At 42.5% G+C, this 24,052-nt stretch carries 18 protein-coding genes and 1 pseudogene; 11 read left to right on the top strand and 8 right to left on the bottom strand.

Annotated elements, in window-relative coordinates; genetic code table 11:
• Positions 1–27: 27 nt before the first annotated feature.
• The 6 genes and pseudogenes from HMPREF0666_RS13670 to HMPREF0666_RS13645 form a co-directional block, all read right to left on the bottom strand.
• A complete protein-coding gene (locus tag HMPREF0666_RS13670) occupies positions 28–444 on the bottom strand; it encodes a hypothetical protein (RefSeq protein ID WP_009012960.1) in 417 nt (138 codons plus the stop codon).
• A complete protein-coding gene (locus HMPREF0666_RS13665) occupies positions 441–1,736 on the bottom strand; it encodes a site-specific integrase (protein WP_008449741.1) in 1,296 nt (431 codons plus the stop codon). The genes HMPREF0666_RS13670 and HMPREF0666_RS13665 overlap by 4 nt, the downstream gene beginning before the upstream one ends.
• Before the next feature lie 63 nt (positions 1,737–1,799).
• Positions 1,800–3,030, bottom strand: a pseudogene (locus tag HMPREF0666_RS13660) (site-specific integrase).
• A 528-nt stretch (positions 3,031–3,558) separates the two neighbouring features.
• A complete protein-coding gene (locus tag HMPREF0666_RS13655; protein ID WP_009012958.1) occupies positions 3,559–4,488 on the bottom strand; it encodes a cation diffusion facilitator family transporter in 930 nt (309 codons plus the stop codon).
• A gap of 34 nt (positions 4,489–4,522) precedes the next feature.
• A complete protein-coding gene (locus HMPREF0666_RS13650) occupies positions 4,523–5,344 on the bottom strand; it encodes a hypothetical protein (RefSeq protein WP_009012957.1) in 822 nt (273 codons plus the stop codon).
• A 144-nt stretch (positions 5,345–5,488) separates the two neighbouring features.
• Entirely contained in the window at positions 5,489–5,758 is a 270-nt protein-coding gene (locus tag HMPREF0666_RS13645; protein WP_009012956.1) for a hypothetical protein, read from the bottom strand.
• A gap of 226 nt (positions 5,759–5,984) precedes the next feature.
• Between HMPREF0666_RS13645 and HMPREF0666_RS16870 the strand changes: the two genes are divergently transcribed.
• The 10 genes from HMPREF0666_RS16870 (at position 5,985) to HMPREF0666_RS13590 (ending at position 20,482) form a co-directional block, all read left to right on the top strand.
• A complete protein-coding gene (locus HMPREF0666_RS16870; protein ID WP_009012955.1) occupies positions 5,985–9,737 on the top strand; it encodes a DUF4922 domain-containing protein in 3,753 nt (1,250 codons plus the stop codon).
• An 11-nt stretch (positions 9,738–9,748) separates the two neighbouring features.
• Positions 9,749–11,062, top strand: a complete 1,314-nt coding sequence (locus HMPREF0666_RS13630) for a permease (RefSeq protein WP_009012954.1) — start codon at positions 9,749–9,751, stop codon at positions 11,060–11,062.
• Between the two features lie 133 nt (positions 11,063–11,195).
• Positions 11,196–12,095: a M48 family metallopeptidase gene (locus HMPREF0666_RS13625; RefSeq protein ID WP_009012953.1), complete on the top strand. Its 900-nt coding sequence runs from the start codon at positions 11,196–11,198 to the stop codon at positions 12,093–12,095.
• A gap of 572 nt (positions 12,096–12,667) precedes the next feature.
• Positions 12,668–13,117 carry an NfeD family protein gene (locus tag HMPREF0666_RS13620; protein WP_009012952.1) on the top strand — a complete coding sequence of 150 codons (450 nt, stop codon included), beginning with the start codon at positions 12,668–12,670 and terminating at the stop codon, positions 13,115–13,117.
• Between the two features lie 103 nt (positions 13,118–13,220).
• Positions 13,221–14,168: an SPFH domain-containing protein gene (locus HMPREF0666_RS13615; RefSeq protein ID WP_042856430.1), complete on the top strand. Its 948-nt coding sequence runs from the start codon at positions 13,221–13,223 to the stop codon at positions 14,166–14,168.
• A 109-nt stretch (positions 14,169–14,277) separates the two neighbouring features.
• Positions 14,278–15,402, top strand: coding sequence for a UDP-N-acetyl glucosamine 2-epimerase (locus HMPREF0666_RS13610; protein WP_009012950.1), 1,125 nt, complete (start codon positions 14,278–14,280; stop codon positions 15,400–15,402).
• Between the two features lie 381 nt (positions 15,403–15,783).
• Entirely contained in the window at positions 15,784–17,148 is a 1,365-nt protein-coding gene (locus tag HMPREF0666_RS13605) for an MATE family efflux transporter (protein WP_009012949.1), read from the top strand.
• The gene (locus tag HMPREF0666_RS13600) at positions 17,145–17,708 is read left to right on the top strand and encodes an AraC family transcriptional regulator (protein ID WP_009012948.1); all 564 of its coding nucleotides are present in this window, start codon (positions 17,145–17,147) and stop codon (positions 17,706–17,708) included. Before HMPREF0666_RS13605 ends, HMPREF0666_RS13600 begins: the two co-directional genes overlap by 4 nt.
• 566 nt (positions 17,709–18,274) lie before the next feature.
• Positions 18,275–18,487 carry a heavy-metal-associated domain-containing protein gene (locus tag HMPREF0666_RS13595; RefSeq protein ID WP_009012947.1) on the top strand — a complete coding sequence of 71 codons (213 nt, stop codon included), beginning with the start codon at positions 18,275–18,277 and terminating at the stop codon, positions 18,485–18,487.
• 75 nt (positions 18,488–18,562) lie between these two features.
• Complete coding sequence (locus HMPREF0666_RS13590; RefSeq protein WP_009012946.1) at positions 18,563–20,482, top strand: cation-translocating P-type ATPase; 1,920 nt, start codon at positions 18,563–18,565, stop codon at positions 20,480–20,482.
• Between the two features lie 106 nt (positions 20,483–20,588).
• Here the strand turns inward: HMPREF0666_RS13590 and HMPREF0666_RS13585 are convergent, their stop codons facing one another.
• Both HMPREF0666_RS13585 and HMPREF0666_RS13580 read right to left on the bottom strand, forming a co-directional pair.
• Entirely contained in the window at positions 20,589–21,458 is an 870-nt protein-coding gene (locus HMPREF0666_RS13585; RefSeq protein ID WP_009012945.1) for a hypothetical protein, read from the bottom strand.
• Positions 21,459–21,574: 116 nt separating this feature from the next.
• Positions 21,575–22,525: an aldose 1-epimerase gene (locus HMPREF0666_RS13580; RefSeq protein WP_009012944.1), complete on the bottom strand. Its 951-nt coding sequence runs from the start codon at positions 22,523–22,525 to the stop codon at positions 21,575–21,577.
• A 645-nt stretch (positions 22,526–23,170) separates the two neighbouring features.
• On the opposite strand from HMPREF0666_RS13580, the gene HMPREF0666_RS13575 reads away from it, so the two are divergent.
• On the top strand, positions 23,171–24,001 hold the full coding sequence (locus HMPREF0666_RS13575; RefSeq protein WP_009012943.1) for a prephenate dehydratase: 831 nt from the start codon (positions 23,171–23,173) through the stop codon (positions 23,999–24,001).
• The last annotated feature ends 51 nt before the right edge of the window (positions 24,002–24,052 follow it).

Below are 24,052 nucleotides of genomic sequence, written 5' to 3'. Positions count from 1 at the left end.
CGGTGAAAGAAAAAGGAAATATATTCATTAGTTCTTGGTATTGCCTAACAGGAAGATTGGCGTTACAATGGCAGACTCTGTCTGCAATCTTCTACTGATGTACTTTCTGAATAAATGCGCTTCCATGCTGTCCAATAGAAAGGACAGGGCAATGATTGTTGAGAGCGGATAAAGTGATGCATAACCAACACACTCTCTACCATTGATAACTTCTTCTTGGCCTGCACCCCTTTCATCGGGATGCAAGTTGGAAGATTTTATTATCGCTTGAAGCCTATGATTGAGTTTTCTCCACGTCACACCGAAGAACCTCGCAAGTTCTCCCTCCGTCATGGCAATCTCGCCTTTACCCTTGTGGACAACCTGCATATTACTCCCCCAATCAAAGTAACTGCGATGATTGTACGTGCTATTTTTGCTCTTTGAATTATTGCTTGCTTTCATGCCGTTTCCTCCATTTTACAGGTTGCAAAATCCGAAGGTTCACAAGCCTCTCTCTCCGCAATTTCTTTCTCTTTTGCAGATTGCTTGGCAATGAGCCTGTCCATATCCTCCGAAATCTTCCTGTCCGTCACCTGCGCGTAAATCTGCGTGCTTGATATGGAGGCGTGCCCCATCATCTTGGCAATGCTCTCAATGGGTATTCCTGCACTTAAACTCATTGTACCGAAAGTGTGCCTTGCCATATGATAGGACAACCGTTCTCTGATACCGCAAGCCTTGCCCACAATGCACAGGTTCTTGCCCATTACGCTACGGCTGCAACTACGGGGGAAGACAAGGCTGTCGCCTTTTTCTTTCACCGTCTGCAGTTCTTCGTTTCCCTCCTGTTCTTCCCAACAATGGCGGATAATGGCCTCCGCTATTGGATGCAGCGGCACAACGAACTCCACCTTTGTCTTTTGACGTTCCTTTCGGATATACTTCCTCCCGCCCGCTGCCGTTTGGATATGCCCATATTGCAGAGTTTCCATATCAGCGATTGCCAGTCCCGTAAGACAGGAAAAGACGAACATCAGCCTTGCCAATTCCGCCTCGCTGTCATTCATTTTCATTGTCGCAAGTTTAGCAACTTCACTCTTTTGCAGGAAGCGTATCTTCTTTTCTTCTTTCTCATACTTGGCATGCTCAAAAGGATTGCAGCGAATAATCCTCTTGCTGACCGCACGGAACATCAGCCTGCTCAGCCAGCAGAGATAGTTGTTGATGGTCGTTCCCTTTAATCCGCGCTTTTTGAGAAAGAAGCGATATTCCTCAAACAAGTCCTCCGTAATGGTGGAAATGGATATGTCCTGCAATCCTTTATCTTCCACAAACTCACGGAGGTTCTTGTCAGAATGGGACAGATTCAGATAAGTTCCCTCCGCCCTTGACTTTCCAACGCTTTCCTTGAGTGCTTGCAGCTCCGCCCTGCTCATGGCAAGGAGGGTTGACGGATTCTCTGTTATGCCTTGCAGGTGGTTCTTGATAAGTTCAGCACTTACCACTCCGTCCCTTGTCAGTATATCCTGATAGGTCTTTTCCACAATTTCCCTGAACTCATGGAGTCTTTGATTGGTTTTCCTGTCTGTCGTCAAGCCCTGCTTGGTGTTCCACTCGGAGGGATTGCATTCTTCGCCCGTGGTAATGGTTGTGCTTTTTCCGTCTATGGTGATACGGCATAGAATGGCGGTATTGCCATCTGCCTTAATTTTCTGTCTGTTGATATAGAACATTATCTTGAATGTACTTCTCATTGTCTTGATGCTTTAATGTTTTGATTGATTGGATGAAAAAAATAAGATGATGAGACTTTATCGTTAGATAGTCAGCTGCATATCACCTGTAAAAGAGAGGAAAAGGTCGAACTCCTCAAAAAAGTTTCAGTGGAGTTACTTTGGCATAGCGTTCCGTCATGCTTATGTTGGAATGTCCCAGCATCTTGCTTACCGTTTCAATAGGCACACCCTGTTCAAGCGTGATGAGTGTTGCAAAGGTGTGCCTTGCGGTATGAGTGGTAAATGGAAACGATATGCCTGCACGAAGCCGCAGGGCTTTCAGACAGGTCTGATAGCTCTTGTACTTGATATAGGGAAGCAGTGTTTCCCTTTCATCGCAGTGAAACCTCTCTATCAGCCTAATGGCTTCGGGCAATAACTTGATACGGCAGGGTACGCCTGTCTTGTGGCGGTTGAATTTCAGCCACATTTTGCCTTCATCATCACGGACAAGGTGGGACTTGCTCAGTTCCATCAGGTCGCAATAGGCTGCACCAACATAGCAGGCAAAGAGGAATATGTCCCTTGCCGTTTCCATTTCTTCCTCCAAATCCTCAAAGCAGAGAGCCTTCAGCTTTTCCAACGCTTCCTTGTCGAGTGCCTTGGGGAGTTTCTTGTTGCCCTTTGATATCTTAACCTTGTCAAAAAGGAGCGTGTCTGCCAATCCCTCACGGTATGCCAATCTGCATACCGTCTTCAAATGCGTGGCTACATTATAGAACGTGCTTTCCTGAAAACCACACTCACCTAAGAAATACTGCTGGAACTCATGGATAAAATCCTCTGTAAGTTGCGAGAATGCCAAGTCCGAAACCTTGTACTTCCGTTGAATAAACTTCTGTAAATGTATCCGGGTGGAGTGGTAGCCGTGTATGGCTCCTTCCTTGATGTCTATACCTACATGGTTTTCTTTTTCCTTGATGAGTATGTCCAGCCTTTCGATGAGCATGCACCGTGTCTGCACGCTGCCCTGAAACTGCTCCTTCACATCGGTTGCGTCAAACGGGCATCCTTTGGAGAGCAGGGACTGATAAGCAGACTGAACGGACAGCAACAGGTTTTCCAACCTGCTGTTCACTTCCACCGCCTCACGGCTCTTTCCGTCCATTCGGCTCTCACGGGGATTCCACAAATCGGGATTGCAGGAGAGTTTGCAACTGAACTGGGCAATGGAACGGTCGATGGTTATCCGCCCCATAATCGGGGCTTTGCCCGACTTGTCAAGACCGCTCTTTTTGAGGTAGAGCAACACCTTCATTTTTCCTTGTTTCATACGCTTTAATTTCTGTGGGCAAAGTTACCCGAATTAAAGCGTTCCTCACTTACGCAGAAAACTGCCGACCGAAGCAACAGCCACACGAGCGAAAATAATTCAGTTACCGAATATTACTCCATCGTTACCTATGCTAGAATCGGGTAACGTTCTGGTAACTGAACTTCTGCCTAAATCTGCATATTGCTGCACTTTTTGAAAGAGGCAGTTTTATGCAAATTGTTCCGTTTCCTGCTTATTATCAGTCAGTTTACACCAACTTCGATTTTACTTCATTTTCTTTGATTAGTTGGACTTCAAAAGGGCGTTAGTTAGCCCTCAAAAGGGCACCTATTGCAAGTCAATTAGGCGTCTTTTAGAAGCCAAAAGAGCATGTTTTGGATTTGAACTATACGAAAATAGTTTACAAATGTCGCTTTGTAAGGGGATAAATTGTTTGTGGACGACGAATAGACATAGTAACAGAAATTATTTTCTCTTGTGTCCAGCACTCCCCTCTCTCTCGGAGAGGGGTTGGGGGAGAGGTCTTTAATAATCCTCTTTATATTTATCCGTCTCAATATAGATATAAATCTTGTACTCAGGGAAAGCGGCACGCATATTCTTTTCGATGTCGTTAACCAACTGAGGTGCTTGTGCTTCATATTCGCTCTTGACGTCAATCTTTGCAGTGACGAGGATATCATTAGGACCGAGGTGAATGGTCTTGACGTTGATGAGGCGGTTGATTTCTGTTCTGTTGAATGTCTCTTTGATGCGAGTTAAATCCTTCTGTGTGACACTCTCACCGATAAGAAGACTGTAGAACTCACGTGCGAGGAAGAGCGCTGCTGCACAGAGGAGCACACCAATCAATACACCCGAGAGGGCATCATAGAATGGATTACCTGTGAAGTGGGTAAGAAGTGTACCGCCTAAGGCTATCAGCAGACCAACAACAGCGCAACTATCTTCTGCAAAGATGATAAGTATTTCACTGTGACGGCTCTCTCGCAAGAAACGATAAAGCGATAGATTGTCCTTGTTCAGTTCCTTAATCTCCTTGAAGGCAACCCTCAGACTGACAGTTTCTACTAAGAGTCCAAAGGCCAGAATACCAATGACGAGCCATGTGTTCTCCATGCTATGTTCTGGATGAAACAGTTTCTCTGTTGCTTCCATTATACCTAAGGCACCACCGGCAAAGAACAACATCATTGCAACAACCAAACTATAGAAGTACTTAGCACGTGCTTGTCCGAACGGATGTTTATCTGATATCTTCGCTGTTGACTGTCGGTTGCCTACTAACAGTAGTATTTCATTGCCACAATCTACGATACTATGGATTGACTCATTCAACATAGCGGCTGAACCAGACACTGCAAAACCAATAAACTTAGACACAGCCACTAAGATGTTTGCACCTAACGCTGCAATAACACTCATCATTCCTTCACTTTTCTTTTCCTTTTCCATATCTTGTTTTAAGCTTTTCTATCCTGGTATTTATCTACCAAATGTATTCTGTAACGTACTTACTACTTTCCTGTTTGTTATTCTTATTTAGTTTTGTCACCGTTTCTTCAATGCGGGTGGGACGTCCTTCCTTATCATACTCCGTTGTCAGTTGTGCCTTGAAATCGAAGTCTTTATTTCCTGAATTGGAGCTATAGCTGCTAATATCTCCTTTCGGAATAACACCCATATAGCCTAAGGTGATGAAGGGGATGGGTATCCTTATGCCACTGCCATGCATCCACAAGAAATAGAAGTTGTGGCAGGCTGCCTTCTGCCCAGTCTCTCTGTAGCTGATATTAAATGGTTTATAAGGGAACATCTTCTCTCCCTTCCATTGGAAGTTATAGGTTGTTCTCCCACAGATAACGTTCGGTGTATCACGACAAATGAGTCTTCTCTTATTATCGTAGGTGTATGTATAATAGCTGGGAGCGTTATTCGCTTCTACGATAAGTCCGTTCTTAACTATATAATAGCCATTAAGGAGTTCGTCTAATTGGTCTTTAATATGCGTCTTATGAAAGTGAATGGTATCACCAGCATAGGAGTAAGTGTAATCCTGCAAGCTATCTGTACCCACACGCTCTATGATGATCTGCCCTTTTTGGTTACAATAATAGGTGATTGTATCCTTACTCTTCTCCGCTTTCGATGTTACGTCTTTGATAATCGTCAGATAACGATGCAGTTGTTCTCCGTGATAAGTTATCTCTTCGGCTATTCCAGAAGGAACAGACGAACATGAGAAAAACAAACTAACAGCTATGATAGCTAATAAGAACAGTCTGATGTCTTTGTATAAGTCTTTCTTCATTTGTTCTTGATAGTTAGGGAGTTTGTTTGTATATGCGGAGTTCTGTAATCTTGAATAGGAGATAGTGGGTAGCAGTAAGGGACACATATTTCCTTTTCAGAGGGGAAACGAACTTCTTTAAGTCTTGTTCTTCTACAATCAGCCTTACTTCTTTGCAGCCTTCTGTGCCTCCTTCACCATCTTCAGACGTTCTTCGTAGATAGGACGCCACTTGTTAATCATTGCTTGAAGGTCCTTACTTCTTTGCTCCAGTTCACGGTATTCATCCGTGTTTGTTTCGTTGTTCTGGCTTTTTGTCAGCATCTGTTGCAGCATTAGTTTCTGCTGTTCATCAGCCTTCTTGAGCTGTGCACCAAGTCTTTCAAGGCTTTCCATGAATGCCAGTGCGCGGTCTATATGATTTTCTTTCTCCATCTTTTTACTATCTTCTAATGTCTTTTATCTGTGTACAAAGTTACGGAAAAAGTTCAGTATGACCACTGCTTTCAAATTATTTTCATGAAAAGAAATATTTATTTACGTGAAGAAAAATATTTTTTTTCATGAAAAGAATTCGTAGTGAGGCGTTTTCTTCATAAACTTCATGCGTAAGACGGGATTTTATAGTATCTTTGCAAGTAGATAAAAGAACACATTTTAGATGGAAAAGAAGAAACAGATAGATTGCTTTCTACCGTATAGTACAGCTGCAATAACGCAGTCGCTCGCTGCACAGTTGCACGAGTCAGGTGTAGTGAAGAGTATATACACGTTAGCTGCCGATGTCCCACCTACTGAGGCACTGTCTCAGTACACCCATCACCTGCAGGCAGGCAGTTTGCTTTCTCTGGCCACTATGCGCCTTATAGCAGCAACTGCAACAGCCGATTATGCCTTGTTTTATTTGAAACAGGGGCCTGTCACGTTAGGTTATCATGCCCTGGAACGTATGCTGCAGGTGGCCGAAGAGACTGAAGCAGCAATGGTTTATGCTGACCATTACTCAGTGAAAGCTGGCAAGACGGTCAAACATCCCGTTACAGACTATCAGTTGGGTAGCATCCGTGATGACTTCGACTTTGGCTCTGTAGTACTTCTTAAGACTGACTATCTGAAAGAGTTTGAAGCAAAGAAAGAGATTGCAAGAGATTATCAGTATGCTGGTTGGTATGCTCTTCGTCTGTTCTTAAGCCGTAAGGGAGAACTTTTCCATCTGAATGAATATCTCTACACGGAGGAGGAAGACGACCTACGTGCAAGTGGCGAGAAGCAGTTTGATTATGTGAATCCACGCAACCGAGAGGTGCAAATTGAGATGGAACAGGCTGCAACAGCACACCTGTCAACTATCAATGCCTTGGTAGATACAACGCAATATGCACAGCCTGACTTCTCTGCTGAGGCTTTCCCTGTAGAGGCGTCGGTGGTGATTCCTGTCTTTAATCGTGAGAAGACTGTGCGCGATGCGGTCGTTTCTGCACTCTCGCAGAAGACAGACTTCTCTTTTAACGTTATCGTTGTAGACAATCATTCGACAGATGGTACGACGGAGATACTGTCTTCTTTGGCTGCTGATGAACGCCTTGTGCATCTTATTCCTACACGGACTGATCTTGGTATAGGTGGCTGCTGGAACTATGCTATCAATGATGCGCATTGTGGTCGCTTTGCAGTTCAGTTGGATAGTGACGACCTTTATTCCTCAGAGAAAACTTTGCAGACTATTGTCAATGCTTTCCACGAACAGAGGGCAGCGATGATAGTAGGCTCTTATCGTATGTGTGACTTCGATCTTAACACCCTTCCACCGGGCTTGATAAGCCATAATGAATGGACAGAGGATAATGGTTGCAACAACGCCCTACGTATCAATGGACTCGGTGCACCACGTGCTTTCTTCACTCCTTTGGTTCGTCAGCATCAGTTCCCGAACACAAGTTATGGCGAAGACTATGCGATGGGCTTGGCTTTTAGTCGTCGTTTTCGTATTGGAAGGATATACGATGAGCTTTATCTCTGCCGTCGATGGGGTGGAAATAGTGATGCCGTACTGAGCATTGATAAGGTTAATGCCAACAATCATTATAAAGATCAGCTGCGTACAGTTGAGATTCTTGCACGTCAAAAGCAGAATAGAGACAGAGAGAAAGGGCTAACTGATTTTTTTCATAACCAGCTGAACCAATGGAAAGACGTTGCAAAACGTTTTGAAGAGTTGGTGGGTGTGCAGACACGTGAGGTGGGTTCAGCCCTTGCGCAATTCAATCCTGCACGCTTGGTGAGTACAGGAGCGAAGATTGATAAGGCTACGCTGGCCAAGCGTCCTTGCTTCCTTTGTGAGAAGAATCGTCCAAAAGAACAGATTATTCTACCTTTTGGGGATGACTTCGATATCCTTGTCAACCCTTTCCCAATCCTTCCAGTACATTTTACGATACCTTCTCGTCATCATCAACTGCAGGCAATAGCCGAGAATTACGTACAGATGCATCGCTTGCTGAGAGCTTATCCGCAGCTAATGGTGTTCTATAACGGACCGAAGTGTGGAGCCAGTGCACCTGACCACCTGCACTTTCAGGCAGGAACAAGTGGTATTCTCCCTTTACAACGTGACTGGCAACGGCTTTATGAGACCTCTCTTCCACTCTTAAAACTGAATGGTACAGAGGGTATCTACGAGATAAAGGACTATATTTGCCCGGCTTTAGCTATCGTGAGCCATACTGAGAAACACGATGTTGAGCTATTCAGTCGTTTATATGAAGCACTTCCAATAAAGGAAGATGAGACTGAGCCGATGATGAATGTCGTGGCTTGGCGCAGTGGAGATGCGTTTATTTCAGTTGTATTCCCACGTGAGAAGCATCGCCCTGATTGCTATTCAGCAGAAGGAGAGGCACAGTGTTTGGCCAGTCCGGGTAGCTTGGATATGGCAGGATTGCTGATATTGCCCCGTCAGAGCGACTTTGAAGGGATGACGTCAGAGCGTGCTAAAGCCGTTTTGCGTGAGGTGTCACTGTCAGATGAGGCGCTGTCAGAAGTCGTTAAGCGGATTCGTAATAAGGCGGTTGACCTTGCTTTCGATGATTGGAAGTACGAACCTATAGTTTCTGTAGGTATCGTTAGCGGCGACGAAATTCGTTTCCAGCTGAATGGTACTTATACAATAGGAAACAAAGAGGTGACTGGTAAACAGATTGTAAAGTTCAAAGACGGACAGATTCTGTGGGATTCTGCGGTCTATCAGGAACTTTGCTTTACCCCACAAGATGATGAAATATCCTTTACTTTAGAAGATGTTACTATCGGAGTAGACTTCCATTGGGAGCGCAAAGAGGCACAAACCTTCCTCGGAAAGCTACGTTTTGTCGTCGATGGAGATAAACTTTGGGCTATTAATGAACTACCTGTAGAATGTTATTTAGCAAGTGTTATCTCAAGTGAGATGAGTGCAACATCTTCTCTTGAGCTTTTGAAGGCACATGCTGTAATCTCTCGCAGTTGGCTTTTGGTACAGATGAGAAGACGAAAAGCCATCGAAATGGGCGTTCAGACAGCATCTGCACCTGTAAAAGTGTCGGATGAAGAAGGCGTGGTATGGTATGATAGCGATGCACATACCTTGTTTGATGTCTGTGCAGACGACCATTGCCAACGTTATCAGGGTATTACGAAGGCAACGAGTCCTCATGTTGAAGAGGCAATAAAGGCTACCCGTGGACAGTTGTTGATGAATGGAAAGGAAATTTGCGACGCTCGTTTCAGTAAGTGTTGCGGAGGTGTTTCGGAGGAATATGAGTACTGTTGGGATAATATCCATAAACCTTACCTGCTCTCTGTAGTCGATAATGCACCTTTGGGAACAGCCCCTACGATTGATCTCACTGATGAGAAGACGGCACAGGAGTGGATTCTGTCGTCTCCAGAGGCTTTTTGCAATACAAAGGATGCGGCAGTCTTGGGTCAGGTGCTTAATAACTATGACCAAGAAACGCAAGACTTTTATCGCTGGACAGTAGACTTCACACAGTCAGAACTTGCTGAGCTAATCCGTCGTAAGAGTGGTCTTTATTTCGGAGAGATTATTGACCTCCAACCTTTAGAGCGTGGTAAGAGTGGTCGTATCACGCGTTTGAAGATTGTAGGGACAAAGCTCACACGTATTATAGGTAAGGAATTAGAGATAAGACGCACGTTAAGTGAGAGTCATCTCTACAGTTCTGCTTTCGTGGTAGAACGTAGTGAGGTCGTGAATGGTGTCCCACAGCACTTCCGTCTTATTGGTGCAGGGTGGGGACATGGTGTTGGCTTGTGTCAGATTGGTGCTTCTGTAATGGGCGAGAAAGGCTATCGATATGACGAAATCCTCCATCATTACTATCAGACAGCAGCTATTCAAGCACAATACAAATAACGCATACGAAGATGCACGAGGAGCAGAAGATAATCAATGGAATTCCTATTGTAGACCAGTGGCGTAGCTATTGGCTCTGGCTTCCTACGCTCTATTTGACACGTGGACTACCGTATGTTATCTTGTTGATGACTTCATTAGTCTATTTCAACAGAATGGGCTTGTCGAATGGTGCTATCACGCTGACGACATCGTGGTTAATACTGCCCTTTATCCTCCGACCTTTGTTAGGTAGATTGGTCGTTGGCTATTGGAGTAAGTATGCATGGGTAATTCTGACAGAGTTTGTTATGGCACTGAGTCTTGGTGGATTGGCGTTTATGGCATCATCTGTTGATTGGTTTGAGTGGACAGTCTTCTTCTTAATGATAATCGCAACGATGGCTGCCTTGCATGATGTGGCTATCGAAAGACTGTATAAGCGTGAAACGGCCTTGCATAATCGTCCTGCTTTTATTGGTACGCGTGCCATTTCTTATATGCTTTCTATCATTGTGGGAATGGCTATCCCTGTTACGATAGCAGGAAACTTAGAGGTCATTTATAGGACGGTAGCCCCTTCATGGGCAACTATTTTTAGGGTTTTGTCAGTCTTATTGGCCTGTTTGATGCTACTTCATGCTATCATACTTCCCAAAGATAATATTCATGAGAACCTCCCTATATGGACAGGGGTGACACGTCAATGGTGGCATGATGTCAAGGCTGCCTTTGTCCGCCGTCCTCATTATGTGGCAAACTTGTGTTTCCTTTTTGCCTTTCTCATACCCGAAGGGATGTTTTTTAGAATAGCACCACTCTTCTTGATAGACCCAGGAAGTAATGCAGGATTGGCTCTTTCACCACAGGAGTTAGGATTAGTCTTGGGAACAGTGGGTACGTTCTCGTTAATTGGAGGAAGTGCCTTAGGTGCTAATTTGGTACGTCGTGACGGCTTGAAGCGTTGGTTGTGGCTGTTTGTTATAGCCTTGACCTTGCCAAAGTTTGTTTTTGTTTATCTCAGTTATTACTTTGTCTCCACCTTATCAATTATCAATTTGTGTGTGATTATCGAACAGTTTGGAGCAGGTTTGGGATTAACGTTTTATGTTGTATGGCTCGCTCATTGTACGAAAGGGGAGCACTCCACATTTACTTATTCAATAGGTACGGCAATAACAGCCTTCTCGTTGGTGATGACAGGATGGTTTACAGGTTTCTTGCAGGAGTATGTGGGCTATCGTCTATTCTTCCTTCTTGTGGCAATGTTGGGTGTTATCAGTTTTATAGTGACCTACTTTCTCCCTGTAACAAAGGAGATAGGAAAACGAAAAAGGATGGTTTAAATCCATTTAAAACGATGGTTCTGATGTTTTGTTTTCAGCCGTTAACCTTTATAAAAAAGTCATGATTTTATTTGTACCTCACGAAAAATGTTGTACTTTCGCAAATAGATAGTTGTAAAAAACAGTAAATAAAATGAAGATTAAGTATTTCTTAATGGCAGCTGTTGTCGCTTTGATGACAGCCTGTGGTACGGCTTCTAAAGTTCCATTAACGGGTCGTACACATCGTATCAGTATTTCTGATGCGCAGCTTCTTAGCCTCAGTAATCAGGAATATACAAAGTTTATGGCATCTGCAAAACGTTCTACTGATGCAAAGAATACTGCTATGGTTCAGCGTGTAGGTCGCAACCTTGCCAATGCGGTGGAGACTTACTTACGTAATAATGGTTATGCTAATGAGATTAATAACTTCAAGTGGGAGTTTAATCTTGTTCAAGACAAGCAGGCTAACGCTTTTTGTATGCCTGGAGGTAAGATAGTTGTTTACGAAGGATTATTGCCTTACACACAGAATGAGGCAAGTCTGGCAATCGTTTTAGGTCATGAGATTGCGCATGCTGTGGCTAAGCACAGTGCTGAGCAGATTACGAAGCAGATGAATCAGCAGATGGGAACCAATATATTGGGTACTGTCTTGAACTCTACTGTTGGTAGTGGAGTAGGCGATATCGCTTCACAGGTAGCGGGAGGATACTTCTCTTTCCGTAACTTGAAGTACAGTCGCGATAATGAAAGTGAAGCTGACTACATGGGACTTATCTTTGCTGCGATGGCTGGATATGACCCTGCGAATGCCGTAACATTCTGGCAACGAATGGCTGCAGCAACGAATAGTAGCCGTTCTGAGATCCTGAGCGACCACCCTTCAGATGCTCGTCGTATTGAGAATATCAAGAAGTGGCTGCCAGAAGCAGAGAAATATTATCGTGGTCGTGGCTCTAATCGTGTTTCTTCTACGGGATATTCACAGTCATCAAGAACATTGCATATAGGTGGTTCTTCGTCTTCTAAACGTTCAAACAGACATTGATAATTTGAACGACCATCATTTTATGATACCTTATTACGGCTATTTGCCTTTTCAAGAACGAAGGCACATAGCCGTAATTTTTATATAGTCAATACTGTTTGATAAAAAATGTAATGACATTCTTTAGCATATGAAATTTCTATCAAATAAACTTAGTCGTTTTAGGCTCTGAAAAGTAATATTCTTCTGACCGAACAAGTCGTGCTGTTTTATGCTTGAATAACTCCCTTTTGACGGTATATTATAAGCTGATGAGTACTCCGCACCATTGGTGCTAAGCACTAACACGACATGTGCTAAGTATCAGCACGTCATGTGCTAAGCACAAATACGTTGGTTAGATATATGTAAATACAAGCATAATACTCATCACAAAGAATATCAAAAGCCACAAACGGCTATGTTATGCGAAATGTTTATTAGGCGTTATGATTTGTGTTATATCGTTATCTTCCAAAGAAATACTTTTCTGATAGTGGTAAGTAGCTGTTATAGTGTTATTTTTTCATTGAAAGATTTGATAGAATCATCTTTTTTATTATCTTTACAAGCGAATTTAAACCTTTATAGCTATGATGGATTATCTGATACAAAACCTGTGGTTAACATGGTTGTTAGTGGGTCTTGTTTGTCTGATTTTAGAGATGATGAACGGAGATTTCTACATTATGTGTTTTGCAATAGGCAGTTTCTGTGCTTCACTTGCTTCTGCATTTACGGATAGCATAGTTGTTCACGTGATAGTCTTTGTCATTTTTTCGGTATTGAGTATATTCTTAGTACGACCGATTGCGCTTAAATATCTTCATCAAGGTGCAGATAAAAGATTAAGTAATGCTGAAGCATTGATTGGTCGTGAAGGAAAGGTAACAGATACGATTGAGGCTGGTGGATACGGCAGAGTAAAGGTAGACGGTGACTCATGGAAGGCACAGTCTGTTGATGGAATGGAAATAGATTCGGGTGCTGCTGTGCGTATTTTACGACTTGACTCTATTATCGCAACGGTAGAACGTTGTTAAACAGTAATCTGAAAATAATTAAATAACAAATAATAACCTTCGGTTTCTTGCCTCATTAAGATAATAAAATACCTGGGGTGGGGAATTAAAAACTTTAATGCTTATGGATATAATAGCTTATGTGCTGATTGCATTTGTTGTGTTAGCACTCGTTTTTGCTAAGATGTCAATCGTGATTATCTCACAGAGTGAGACAAAGATTATCGAACGTCTTGGTAAGTATTATGCAACCCTTCAACCAGGTATCAATATCATTATCCCTTTTATTGACCATGCAAAGGATATTGTGGCATTGCGTGCAGGACGTTATACTTATACAAACTCAATTGACTTGCGTGAGCAGGTGTACGACTTTGATCGCCAGAATGTGATTACAAAGGATAATATTCAGATGCAGATAAATGCACTGCTTTATTTCCAAATCATCGATCCATTCAAGGCTGTGTATGAGATTAATAACTTGCCAAATGCTATTGAGAAGTTGACACAGACTACACTTCGTAATATCATTGGTGAGATGGAACTTGATCAAACACTGACTTCTCGTGATACGATTAATACTAAATTGCGTGCCGTTCTTGATGATGCTACAAATAAGTGGGGTATCAAGGTGAATCGCGTTGAGCTTCAGGATATTACTCCTCCAGCAAGTGTTTCTGAGGCAATGGAGAAGCAGATGCAGGCTGAACGTAACAAACGAGCAACTATTCTTACCAGTGAAGGACAGAAACAGTCAGCTATCTTACAGTCTGAGGGTGAGAAGGAGGCTGCCATCAACCGCGCTGAAGCCAAGAAGCAACAACAGATTCTTATAGCTGAAGGTGAGGCCGAGGCTCGTATCCGTAAGGCTAAGGCTGAGGCTATTGCAATTCAGAAGATAACGGAAGCTGTAGGGCAGAGTACCAACCCAGCGAACTATCTCATCGCTCAGAAGTATATTCAGATGCTTTCTGAACTGGCCCAGAACAACAACCAGAAGACTGTTTACCTACCATTCGAAGCAAGCAATTTGATGGGTTCTATTGGTGGAATTAAAGACATGTTTAAGTAAAGCCAAGGGTTATTTCTATTTCAAATAATAAATTTAAACACTAATATAGCTATCTACTCTGTAAGGTTCTCATGAATGATAGAGTCTTATAGAGTAGGTCTTTCAAGAAATGAAAAAGCTTTGTATCTTTTGTGGTGCACGTCCTAATTTCATAAAGGTAGCACCGATTATCAGGGTAATCGATAGACTTTCTGAGGGTAACAACCCTCATCAGGTTTCATATTCATTGGTTTATGCAGGTAGTGAGACTGACCCTACACTTGAGGACCAGCTCTTTGAGAATCTTTCTATACGTAAGCCAGATGTTTACCTTGGCGTTGAATGTGAGAACCTGAACGAGCTTACGGGTCAAGTAATGTCTAAGTTTGAGAAGTATCTACAAGAGAATCCATCGGATGTAGTCATCGTTGTGGATGATCTTGCCTCTACTATGGCAGCTGCTATAGTAACTAAGAAACAGGCGATAGCACTTGCCCACATTGCAGCAGGTACTCGTTCCTTTGATATAACGATGCCGAAGGAAATCAATCGATTGGTGATTGATGGTCTTTCTGATATACTCTTTACAGCAGGATTTAGTAATAACAGTATTGCTAACAAGGAGGGTGCCGAGCTGTCAAAGGTTTATATGGTGGGTAACATCCTCATTGACAATATCCGTTTCGACCGTGAGCGTATCAGCGGAATGACGTTATCTGATATTGACGAGTTGGCTGGCTTACCATTAAAAGAAGGTAACTACCTCGTCTTCACATTAAACCGTAAGGCTTTGTTGGCCGACCAAGATAATCTTGAACAGATGTTACGTGTGTTGAGTGAGACAGCAGGCGAGATGCCTATCATTGCTCCGCTTCGTGACTCAGCAGTGCAGGTTATCATGGCACTCAGCTTGAAGAAGAACATCAAACTCCATAACCTCCATATCGTAAAACCATTGGGTTATCTTGAGTTTGCCTATCTTACTGCCCAAGCTAAGGGTATCATTACTGATTCAGGCAATGTTGCAGAGGAAGCAACATTCAATGGTGTACCCTGTATCACGCTCAACAGCTATACAGAACATATAGAGACAGTAAAGGTGGGCTCCAACGTTTTGGTTGGTGAAGACCCTGAATTGCTTCGTTCTGCATTAACTGATATGGTGGCAGGAACGTGGAAGAAGTGTGGTGTACCAGAGCGTTGGGATGGTCGTTCGGCTGAACGTGTCATCCAAATCTTGCTTGAACGTCAGTAAGCACCTTATATATAGAGGGCAAGCGTAGACCTTCTAAAACAAGGACAGATAGTTTCGTTGTCTGCAAAGGTTATGTATTTGGCAGACTGGCGAAGCTATCTGTCCTTTTCGTTTCTATGCGATAACAGTATAAAAGGATAACGATTGTTTTAGTACTTAAACTCATCTGATATCAAGACAAAAACTACATTCCCACAAAGCACAGTTTGAGTATAATCCCTTTCATTGTTTTCTTTCAAAGAACATACCTTAGTCAAGAACTGTAATTATGATTTACTATTTTAGAATTACCACTTGATAGACGTTATAATTATGGTTATTAAAGACTCAATTCTGAATTATTTAGTACCTTTGCATGAGTCTTTTAAATAGCAAAGGTTTATGCACAAACATATAGATAACTATACTTATCTGACGCAGGCACCTGTCCATCATGTCATTATCACAATGGCCATACCGACAATCATCTCCATGCTTGTGACAGGATTATACAATATTGCCGATACATTCTTTGTCGGTAAGATTGACACTCAGGCTACAGCAGCAGTAGGAATTGTGTTTTCTCTGATGTTCTTTGTGCAAGCAATGGGCTTTTTCTTTGGGCATGGTTCGGGCAATTACATCTCTCGTGAGTTAGGAGCACGCCGTCATGAGAATGCGATAAAGATGGCATCAACAGGCTTCTTTAGTTCGTTCTTCGTAGGAGTCATTGTCCTTATCCTTGGCGAAATATTCCTCACTCCCCTCTCCTTGATGCTTGGTAGTACACCTACCATTCTCCCTTACACAGAAGACTATATGCAAGTCATCCTCCTTGGTGCACCCTTCTTAACATCTTCACTCACTCTGAACAACCAGATGCGACTGCAAGGAAATGCCAAGTTTGCCATGTTTGGAATTGTTACGGGAGCTATATTGAACGTGATACTCGACCCACTTCTTATCTTTACTTGCGGTCTGGGTGTCAGCGGAGCAGCGTGGGCAACGGTGATAGGACAGGCTGTGTCCTTCGTTATCCTTTTCTTAATGACACACAGAGGAGAGAATATAGCCATTCACTTTCGCAATTTCTCACCCTCATTACAGCGTTATAAGGAGATATTCTATGGCGGTAGTCCTTCCATGATGAGGCAAGGCTTAGCTTGTATCGCTACTATGTCATTGAACTTAGCAGCAGGTGTTTATGGCGATTCGGCTATTGCTGCGATGAGTATTGTGGGTCGTATCGCAATGCTTTGCTTTGCTGTTGTCATCGGATTGGGGCAGGGTTTTCAGCCAGTTTGCGGCTTTTGCTATGGTGCAGGATTATATGATAGACTGAAAGAGGCTTATAAGTTTACTGTAACTATTGGTACGATTTTTCTTATCGTGTTAGCTATTATTGGCTGGATGATAAGCGGAACGTTGATAGGTGTTTTCCGTGATGACCCCGAGGTGATTGCTATTGGTGTTGTAGCCTTGCGATGGCAGCTTTGTGTTTTTCCTGTTAATGCTCTTATTTTGGCAAGCAATATGCTTGCTCAGACCTGCCGCAAGCCGTGGCGTGCGAACATTTTGGCAGCAGCCCGACAAGGTTTGTTCTTTATTCCGCTGATATTTATTCTTCCATCTTATTTTGGGCTGTTAGGTGTTGAGATGTGTCAAGCCGTCAGTGATGTCCTCTCTTTCACGCTTACAGTACCTATTGTTATTTATACCTTCCGTGAGTTTTCACGTGAAGCAGCAGCAAAGAAAACAACAGTATGAGTACACTTTATATTAAAAATATGGTTTGTGATCGCTGTAAAATGGCTGTTAGCCAGACTTTGCAGCAGGTTGGACTACACCCCCAAAAGGTTGAATTAGGTGAGGTTAGTATTGAGGAAGACCCTTCTTCTGTCCAACTTTCTACCCTTCGGACAGCCCTTAAAGAGCTTGGTTTCGAACTTCTTGACGACCGTCGTCAGCAAACCATCGATCACATCAAGTCTGCTTTAATCAGACTTGTGCATTACCATGATAATCAAAGTTCAACTAATCTTAGTGATTATCTGTCATCTGAACTTCGTCAAGACTATAGTGCGCTTTCAAAACTCTTCTCTGAGGTCGAAGGAAAGACTATCGAAAGATATTATATTGAGTTGCGTATAGAACGAGTGAAAGAGTTCATTCGTTATGATGAGTTGACTTTGACGCAGATAGCGCTTCGTATGAATTATTCTTCTGTGGCTTATCTTTCCAGCCAGTTTAAGTCAGTAACTGGTATGACTCCCAGTCAGTTCAAGGGGATGAAAGATAATCTTCGAACGTCCTTAGATGAACTTTAGGCTGCTATTTATAAAGTTAAGTCTACTGCTTATAGGTGGAATATAATTTTTGTTCTTACTTTCGGGATGGGAAATAGACAGATGTTAGGAAGAAAGTGAGCATATGTTTAATGATGCAAAGAAGAATGTTTTGTTGTAATATTTTACTTGTCATATTTTAATAAAGCACTAATAGCGTTTCAATTAAGCCTTAATTGGCTTCTTAAAGACGCCCTTTAGGAAGTGAACTAACGCCCTTTTGAAGCCTTATTAAGCACCTTTTGAAATGCGATTTTGTAACTAATTGATTTGCTGTTGGTTATAAACTCGACTTTTATATCTATCTTTTAGCATTATTCTAAGGCTTTAGTTTGAAATTATGTAATAATTTTTCAACACTTGGATGATGATATTTCAGACTCTTTTCTTACCATGTTATGAATGAACCTCTTGTAGAACCGATGCGAGAAGTTATAATCTTTATCCATAATTCTATAAGACATGATAGATAATATATGTGTATCTTTGCAAGCGTTAAGAATAAAGCAGAATAGTAACAACATAATATTAATAGAAAGGAAAGACTTATGAAAAAGAATGTTTATGCAGTAAGCGGTATGAAGTGTGTACATTGTAAGGCAAATGTTGAGAATGCCTTAAAAGCACTCAATGGTGTAGTGTCTGCTGAAGCTAATCTTGATGATGCTAATGTCACAGTAGAATATGACGAAAGTAAGGTTAATCCTTCTGAAATCAAGGAAGCTGTAGACAACAGCGGACGCTATGAGCTGAGTTTGTAACAGCTTATTTATGCTCTTTTCATTTGTAGAATCATTCCCCTTCGTTGGTAAGGGGAAGATAAAAATAGTATTATTATGAAACAAACAATTCCAGTTATAGGTATGGCTTGTTCCTCCTGTTCAGCCAATATAGAGAAGAAGTTGAATACACTCAAGGGTGTTAATTCTGCTTCTGTTTCACTACCTGGTCGTTCAGCTTTGATAGATTTCGACCCTCAGGTGATTTCTCTTGAGAAGATGAAGGCTGAAATCAATGCGCTCGGATATGACTTAGTGATAGATAAGGAGACGTCGGTAGACGAGATAGAGAAGCGTGAGTATGTACTCTTAAAGCGTAAGACGGTGTTGTCATGGTTGTTCTCAATCGCTGTGATGTGTGTGTCTATGCGATGGATAGACTTGGGTTCACGTGATATAGCCAACCAGGTTGCGTTATTGATAGCCTTGGCAAACATGCTTTATTGCGGTCGCCAGTTCTATGTATCTTCGTTTAGACAGTTGCGTCATGGCAGTGCAAACATGGATACATTGGTGGCTTTGTCTACGGGTATTGCCTTTCTTTTCAGTGCGTTTAACACGTTTTGGGGAGACGCCGTATGGGCAAGTAGGGGAGTTGTATGGCACACCTACTTTGATGCTTCGGTAATGATTATAACCTTCGTTTTGACTGGTAGACTGTTAGAAGAGAAGGCTAAAGACGGTACGGCATCTTCTATTCGCCAGATGATGGGTATGGCTCCGAAGACAGCACATATCGTTGATGACGACAAGATAGAGGAGGTTCCACTCTCAACCATTGAGGTTGGGGATGTTTTGGAGGTTCGCCCTGGTGAGAAGGTACCTGTAGATGGTGAGGTGATGTGGGCAGAAAGCTTTATGACAGCTGATGCAGCCTACGTTGATGAGAGTATGATAACGGGTGAACCAACGCCTGCGGAGAAGAAAAAAGGCTCAAAGGTGTTGGCAGGAACAATACCAAGTCAAGGTAAGTTCCGCATGCGTGCTCGTCAAGTTGGTGAGGACACAGCCTTAGCTCACATAATTAAAATGGTGCAAGAAGCACAAGGTTCAAAGGCTCCAGTCCAACGAATCGTTGATAAGGCAGCCTTAGTATTTGTGCCAGTGGTAGCTTGTATTGCTCTTGCGACCTTCCTTTTATGGTGGTTGATAGGAGGGAATAGTGCTTTACCACAGGCAATCATGTCAGCTGTAGCCGTCTTAGTCATTGCTTGTCCATGTGCAATGGGATTGGCAACACCTACTGCCCTGATGGTTGGTATTGGTAAAGCTGCCCAGAAACAAATCCTTATTAAGGATGCTGCAGCCTTAGAGAGTCTGCGTAAGGTTGATGTGTTGGTGACCGATAAGACGGGTACTTTGACCATTCCAAATAAGAATATTGATTTTACAAAAGCTGATAACCTTCCTTTTGAAGAGCGTGAAACATTAAAACCTAATGCTCGTGAGGCAATGGATGAGCTGCAGAAGAAGGGGATTGAGGTCTATATGATGAGTGGAGATAAGGACGAGGCGGCTCGTTATTGGGCTGAAAAGGCTGGTATAAAACACTATCATAGTAAGGTGTTACCACAAGACAAGGAGAATCTTGTTAGACAGCTGCAAGCCGAAGGGAAGCGAGTCGCAATGGTAGGTGACGGTATTAACGATACACAAGCCTTGGCTTTGGCAGATGTAAGTATTGCTATTGGTAAGGGAACGGACGTAGCTATGGATGTAGCACAGGTGACACTCATGGGAGATGACTTGTCGGCTATACCTGAAGCAATACAGTTGAGTCGCAATACAGTACGTATGATTTGGGAGAATCTCTTCTGGGCTTTCATCTATAACATTGTCTGCATCCCGTTAGCAGCCGGTTTGCTGTATGCTTTTGGCATTGATTGGCAGATTACTCCATCGTGGGCAAGTGCCTTGATGGCCTTCTCCAGTGTTAGTGTTGTACTTAATAGTCTTCGCTTAAGATGGATGAAGTAAGACTGATTTAGGCTTATAAAAAATAGAGTTTACTAATTACTTGTTCTGCAATGAACGATAGTAAATAGTAAACTCTATTTGTTTTCTATGTATTTGTAATACCTCTTTATCTCACAGGATAATCATATCGACTGGTATTATAGAAGCCGTTATTTTGTGTTGGAAGACGGTCGAACTCTACGCTAACAGAAACTGAATTCTGATTATTAGAGCCCCATTGATAAGTCACACCACCACCAATTCTGTCCATGTAACGACTTACTCCAGTGCCGTAAGCCCATCCCATCGGTCCGTATCCGTATCCCATTGATGCATAACCATAACCGAAAGGAGAATAGCCGAAGCCACCGTAGCCTGCCCAATAAGGTGAACCGTAGGCTCCATAACCAAAGGCTTGACCGAAGTTGTTGGATGTGAAGGCCTTTTGAACAAATGCGTATGCACTCCAATGTTCATTGAACTGATAGCCAAAGACAGCATTGACACCACCGACGAAATAGTTGTCGCCACGATAGGTAAGATGGTTTACATATCCTCCAACAGCCAAGGTAGCTTTCTTAGAGAGGTTTGTCACATACATCAACGATACGTCCTGTGAGAAACCTGCACCATGATTGTTACCATGTCCAAAGCTCGCAAAGGCCGAAGCGCCAAGGTTGATGTTCAGACCCTTATGTAATCTCCATGGTCCAAGACCATACCCCCAAGCAGGATAATAGTAGTCGTTTGGCGTAACGGTCTGTCCGTTCTCCATAATAAGGGGTAGATTATTGTCGATTTGTGCCTGTTGTGCACGGTCTTCAGCCATTTGTCTGGCATATTCCTTCTCTGCCTCAGTGGCTTCACGTGGCCCTTGTAGACGTGCCGACTCGATGGGCTCCACTGTAGAAGTGTTCCCATTGTGATTCTCTTTAGTATTCTGTGCATGTAAAGGCATGCAGAGAATAGCCGCTATTATGAAACTATATTTCCTCATTTGGTTGCAAATATAAATATTTGAAGGCCAATCACCAAGTCTTTTAATGATAATTAGCGCTTTTTCAAGATGTTGATATAACGCTGAACTATGCTCATGACGTTAGCACATGTGTGTTATCTCGTACGCATAATCAGTGGTGGATCAGTTGTGAAGAAGAAGACTGTGGCACTGTGGAGTACCTGTCCAGGCTGTAGTTCATTACTTACTTTCTCCATACCGCTATTGTATCCCGTGTGAATCGGTTGTAATGTAATCCCCTGACTATCTTTTCCGTAGGTGTTGATGTTGAGGGTTGGTTCACTTGAATAGACTGTCATTGCACGCCCACTCTGTGCATCAAAGAGGATGGCAGCCGGCTTCTGCATATTATCAGGGTGTCGCAACTGATAGGCATTGTCGTATCCATTCCTTGTACTTCTAATTCTTTCGCCAATTTCTCTTGGTTTAGTAAAATCGAAAGGAGTATTTTTAATACGTTGAAGAACGCCTGTCAGCTGTCTTTGTGCATTGTATGTGTTCATCTGAACAGCATCAACCCAAAGATGTTGTTTGATGATGGAGCGGTGCATCTCACCTGAAAGGTTAAAGCAAATACCGTTTGTTACTTCCAAGTTAGTCTTAGCTGTCGTCGCAACTCGGTAGTCTATGTCAAGTGCGTTTTGGTCGGATAGGGTATAGGTAACGGTAACGTTTAACTTTCCATCTAATCCGTTCTCACCTTCTGAAGTCACATATCGTAGCGTAACCGATTGGTTGTCAGAACTAACAAGTTCCCACATCTTCCCAGACAGCGTCTCTTCATGATTCTTACCAAAGAAGAGGAGTGTTGCTCCCAAGGCTCTGTCTTTCATATACTCCTCCTTATTAGTATATGTCTTAACGACAGGCTCCAGTCTACCGTTCCAGTTATGAGCAGTAAGAGAGACAAGACGTGCACCATAGTTACTGATGACAGCCTCCATACCATTGCTATTCACAAGTCGAGTTTGAACCTGATCTTGTGCGTGTGAACAGAGAACAACGCTAAGCATTGCTACTGTCAGTATTGCATATAACTGTTTCATAGGTCATTCTATTATGTATGCAAAGATAGTGCAAACGAGTACAATGAATGCTTGCATTCGTATTGTCGAGTGCAGCCTATCTTATGCAAAGATAGTGCAAACGAGCACAAAGAGAGCTTGCTTTTATTTTGTCGAGTGCAGCCTATCTTATGCAAAGATAGTAAAAAAGTTTATATGTTGCTTAGAATTTCCTTATTTTAATAGAAGGGCATGACGTATTTAAGTGATGTTATATCCTAAGTCGATAGGAAATGCTTGTTTTAGTGTGTTAAGATAGATGTAAATAGATATGAGTTTGAGCGTTTTTTTTGTCAGAGAACGATAAGAAAGAAACAGCTAAAAACATAAGATAATGATGGAGAAAAAGTAATTTTTTCTCAAAATATTTGCTTGTAAAGAGTAAAAGTAATATATTTGCAGGCGAATATAAACGAAATCGAAGATATGAAAAAGCTTTATGTATCTTTCCGTTACTTCTATTTTTACTTTGCAGAAAAGTGCAAAGTGGGAAGTTGCGTATAGATTTCAACTTAAGAGAATAAAGTTTTTTTAGAAATACATAACGAAACGGTCCCGCTCAATACAGAGTGGGATCGTTTTCGTTTTAGTACATATTAGTTGATAACCAACAGACAGAAGAAGCGAATGAAACGAATAGCTATACAAGGAGAGTATGGGAGTTTTCACGATATTGCAGCCCATCTATATTTTGCAAATGAGCAGATACAACTCACTTGCTGCGCTACCTTTGAGGATGTATTTGCTGAGGTGAAGGGTGATTCAGCTGCTATTGCTATGCTTGCAATAGAGAACACGATAGCAGGGGGCCTGTTGCACAATTACGATCTACTGCGTCAATCAGGTACAATGGTTGTTGGTGAGCAACGTCTACATATCCAACATTGTATCTGTTGTTTGCCAGATGATGACTGGTCAACCATTGTTGAGGTACATTCTCACCCTGTAGCCCTTATGCAATGCCGTTCTTTCCTTAGTAATCATCCTAATATAAAGGCAGTAGAAGCTGACGATACCGCTGGTTCAGCAGCTTATATTGTAGAGAACCAATGCCATGGTTGTGCTGCAATATGTTCTGCTGATGCCGCAAGACTTTATGGTCTGAAGATTTTGGAAGACTCAATTGAAGACAATAAACATAATTTCACACGTTTCCTTGTGGCTTGTCATCCACAGAAAGCCGACCTCCTTCGCTCCTTGACAGAGGTGGATAAGTCGAGTATAGTCTTCTCTCTCCCACATGAAGAAGGCTCTTTAAGTAAGGTGTTAACCATCCTCTCCTTCTATGACATCAATCTTACGAAGATTCAGTCATTGCCTGTAATCGGTCACGAGTGGGAGTATCTCTTCTATGTAGACTTGACCTTCGATAACTTTACACGTTATCGTCAGGCAATAGATGCCATCACTCCTTTGGTGAAAAGTATCAAGATCTTGGGGGAGTATAAGGAGAATTAGAGGGAAGGAGTACTGAGGTAATGCCTCAGTAGATGGAACACAAGGACACAA

Origin of the sequence: Prevotella sp. C561 (genome assembly GCF_000224595.1) — a bacterium.
Taxonomy (GTDB): domain Bacteria; phylum Bacteroidota; class Bacteroidia; order Bacteroidales; family Bacteroidaceae; genus Prevotella; species Prevotella jejuni.
Note: the sequence above shows the minus strand (reverse complement) of the source record. Positions and strands in the feature narration are given on the sequence as shown.

What these genes read in the sequence shown, in the direction of transcription:
- HMPREF0666_RS13670 (WP_009012960.1), bottom strand. Translation starts at nt 444, where the DNA reads ATGAAAGCAAGCAATAATTCAAAGAGCAAAAATAGCACGTACAATCAT.
- HMPREF0666_RS13665 (WP_008449741.1), bottom strand. Translation starts at nt 1,736, where the DNA reads ATGAGAAGTACATTCAAGATAATGTTCTATATCAACAGACAGAAAATT.
- HMPREF0666_RS13655 (WP_009012958.1), bottom strand. Translation starts at nt 4,488, where the DNA reads ATGGAAAAGGAAAAGAAAAGTGAAGGAATGATGAGTGTTATTGCAGCG.
- HMPREF0666_RS13650 (WP_009012957.1), bottom strand. Translation starts at nt 5,344, where the DNA reads ATGAAGAAAGACTTATACAAAGACATCAGACTGTTCTTATTAGCTATC.
- HMPREF0666_RS13645 (WP_009012956.1), bottom strand. Translation starts at nt 5,758, where the DNA reads ATGGAGAAAGAAAATCATATAGACCGCGCACTGGCATTCATGGAAAGC.
- HMPREF0666_RS16870 (WP_009012955.1), top strand. Translation starts at nt 5,985, where the DNA reads ATGGAAAAGAAGAAACAGATAGATTGCTTTCTACCGTATAGTACAGCT.
- HMPREF0666_RS13630 (WP_009012954.1), top strand. Translation starts at nt 9,749, where the DNA reads ATGCACGAGGAGCAGAAGATAATCAATGGAATTCCTATTGTAGACCAG.
- HMPREF0666_RS13625 (WP_009012953.1), top strand. Translation starts at nt 11,196, where the DNA reads ATGAAGATTAAGTATTTCTTAATGGCAGCTGTTGTCGCTTTGATGACA.
- HMPREF0666_RS13620 (WP_009012952.1), top strand. Translation starts at nt 12,668, where the DNA reads ATGATGGATTATCTGATACAAAACCTGTGGTTAACATGGTTGTTAGTG.
- HMPREF0666_RS13615 (WP_042856430.1), top strand. Translation starts at nt 13,221, where the DNA reads ATGGATATAATAGCTTATGTGCTGATTGCATTTGTTGTGTTAGCACTC.
- HMPREF0666_RS13610 (WP_009012950.1), top strand. Translation starts at nt 14,278, where the DNA reads ATGAAAAAGCTTTGTATCTTTTGTGGTGCACGTCCTAATTTCATAAAG.
- HMPREF0666_RS13605 (WP_009012949.1), top strand. Translation starts at nt 15,784, where the DNA reads ATGCACAAACATATAGATAACTATACTTATCTGACGCAGGCACCTGTC.
- HMPREF0666_RS13600 (WP_009012948.1), top strand. Translation starts at nt 17,145, where the DNA reads ATGAGTACACTTTATATTAAAAATATGGTTTGTGATCGCTGTAAAATG.
- HMPREF0666_RS13595 (WP_009012947.1), top strand. Translation starts at nt 18,275, where the DNA reads ATGAAAAAGAATGTTTATGCAGTAAGCGGTATGAAGTGTGTACATTGT.
- HMPREF0666_RS13590 (WP_009012946.1), top strand. Translation starts at nt 18,563, where the DNA reads ATGAAACAAACAATTCCAGTTATAGGTATGGCTTGTTCCTCCTGTTCA.
- HMPREF0666_RS13585 (WP_009012945.1), bottom strand. Translation starts at nt 21,458, where the DNA reads ATGAGGAAATATAGTTTCATAATAGCGGCTATTCTCTGCATGCCTTTA.
- HMPREF0666_RS13580 (WP_009012944.1), bottom strand. Translation starts at nt 22,525, where the DNA reads ATGAAACAGTTATATGCAATACTGACAGTAGCAATGCTTAGCGTTGTT.
- HMPREF0666_RS13575 (WP_009012943.1), top strand. Translation starts at nt 23,171, where the DNA reads ATGAAACGAATAGCTATACAAGGAGAGTATGGGAGTTTTCACGATATT.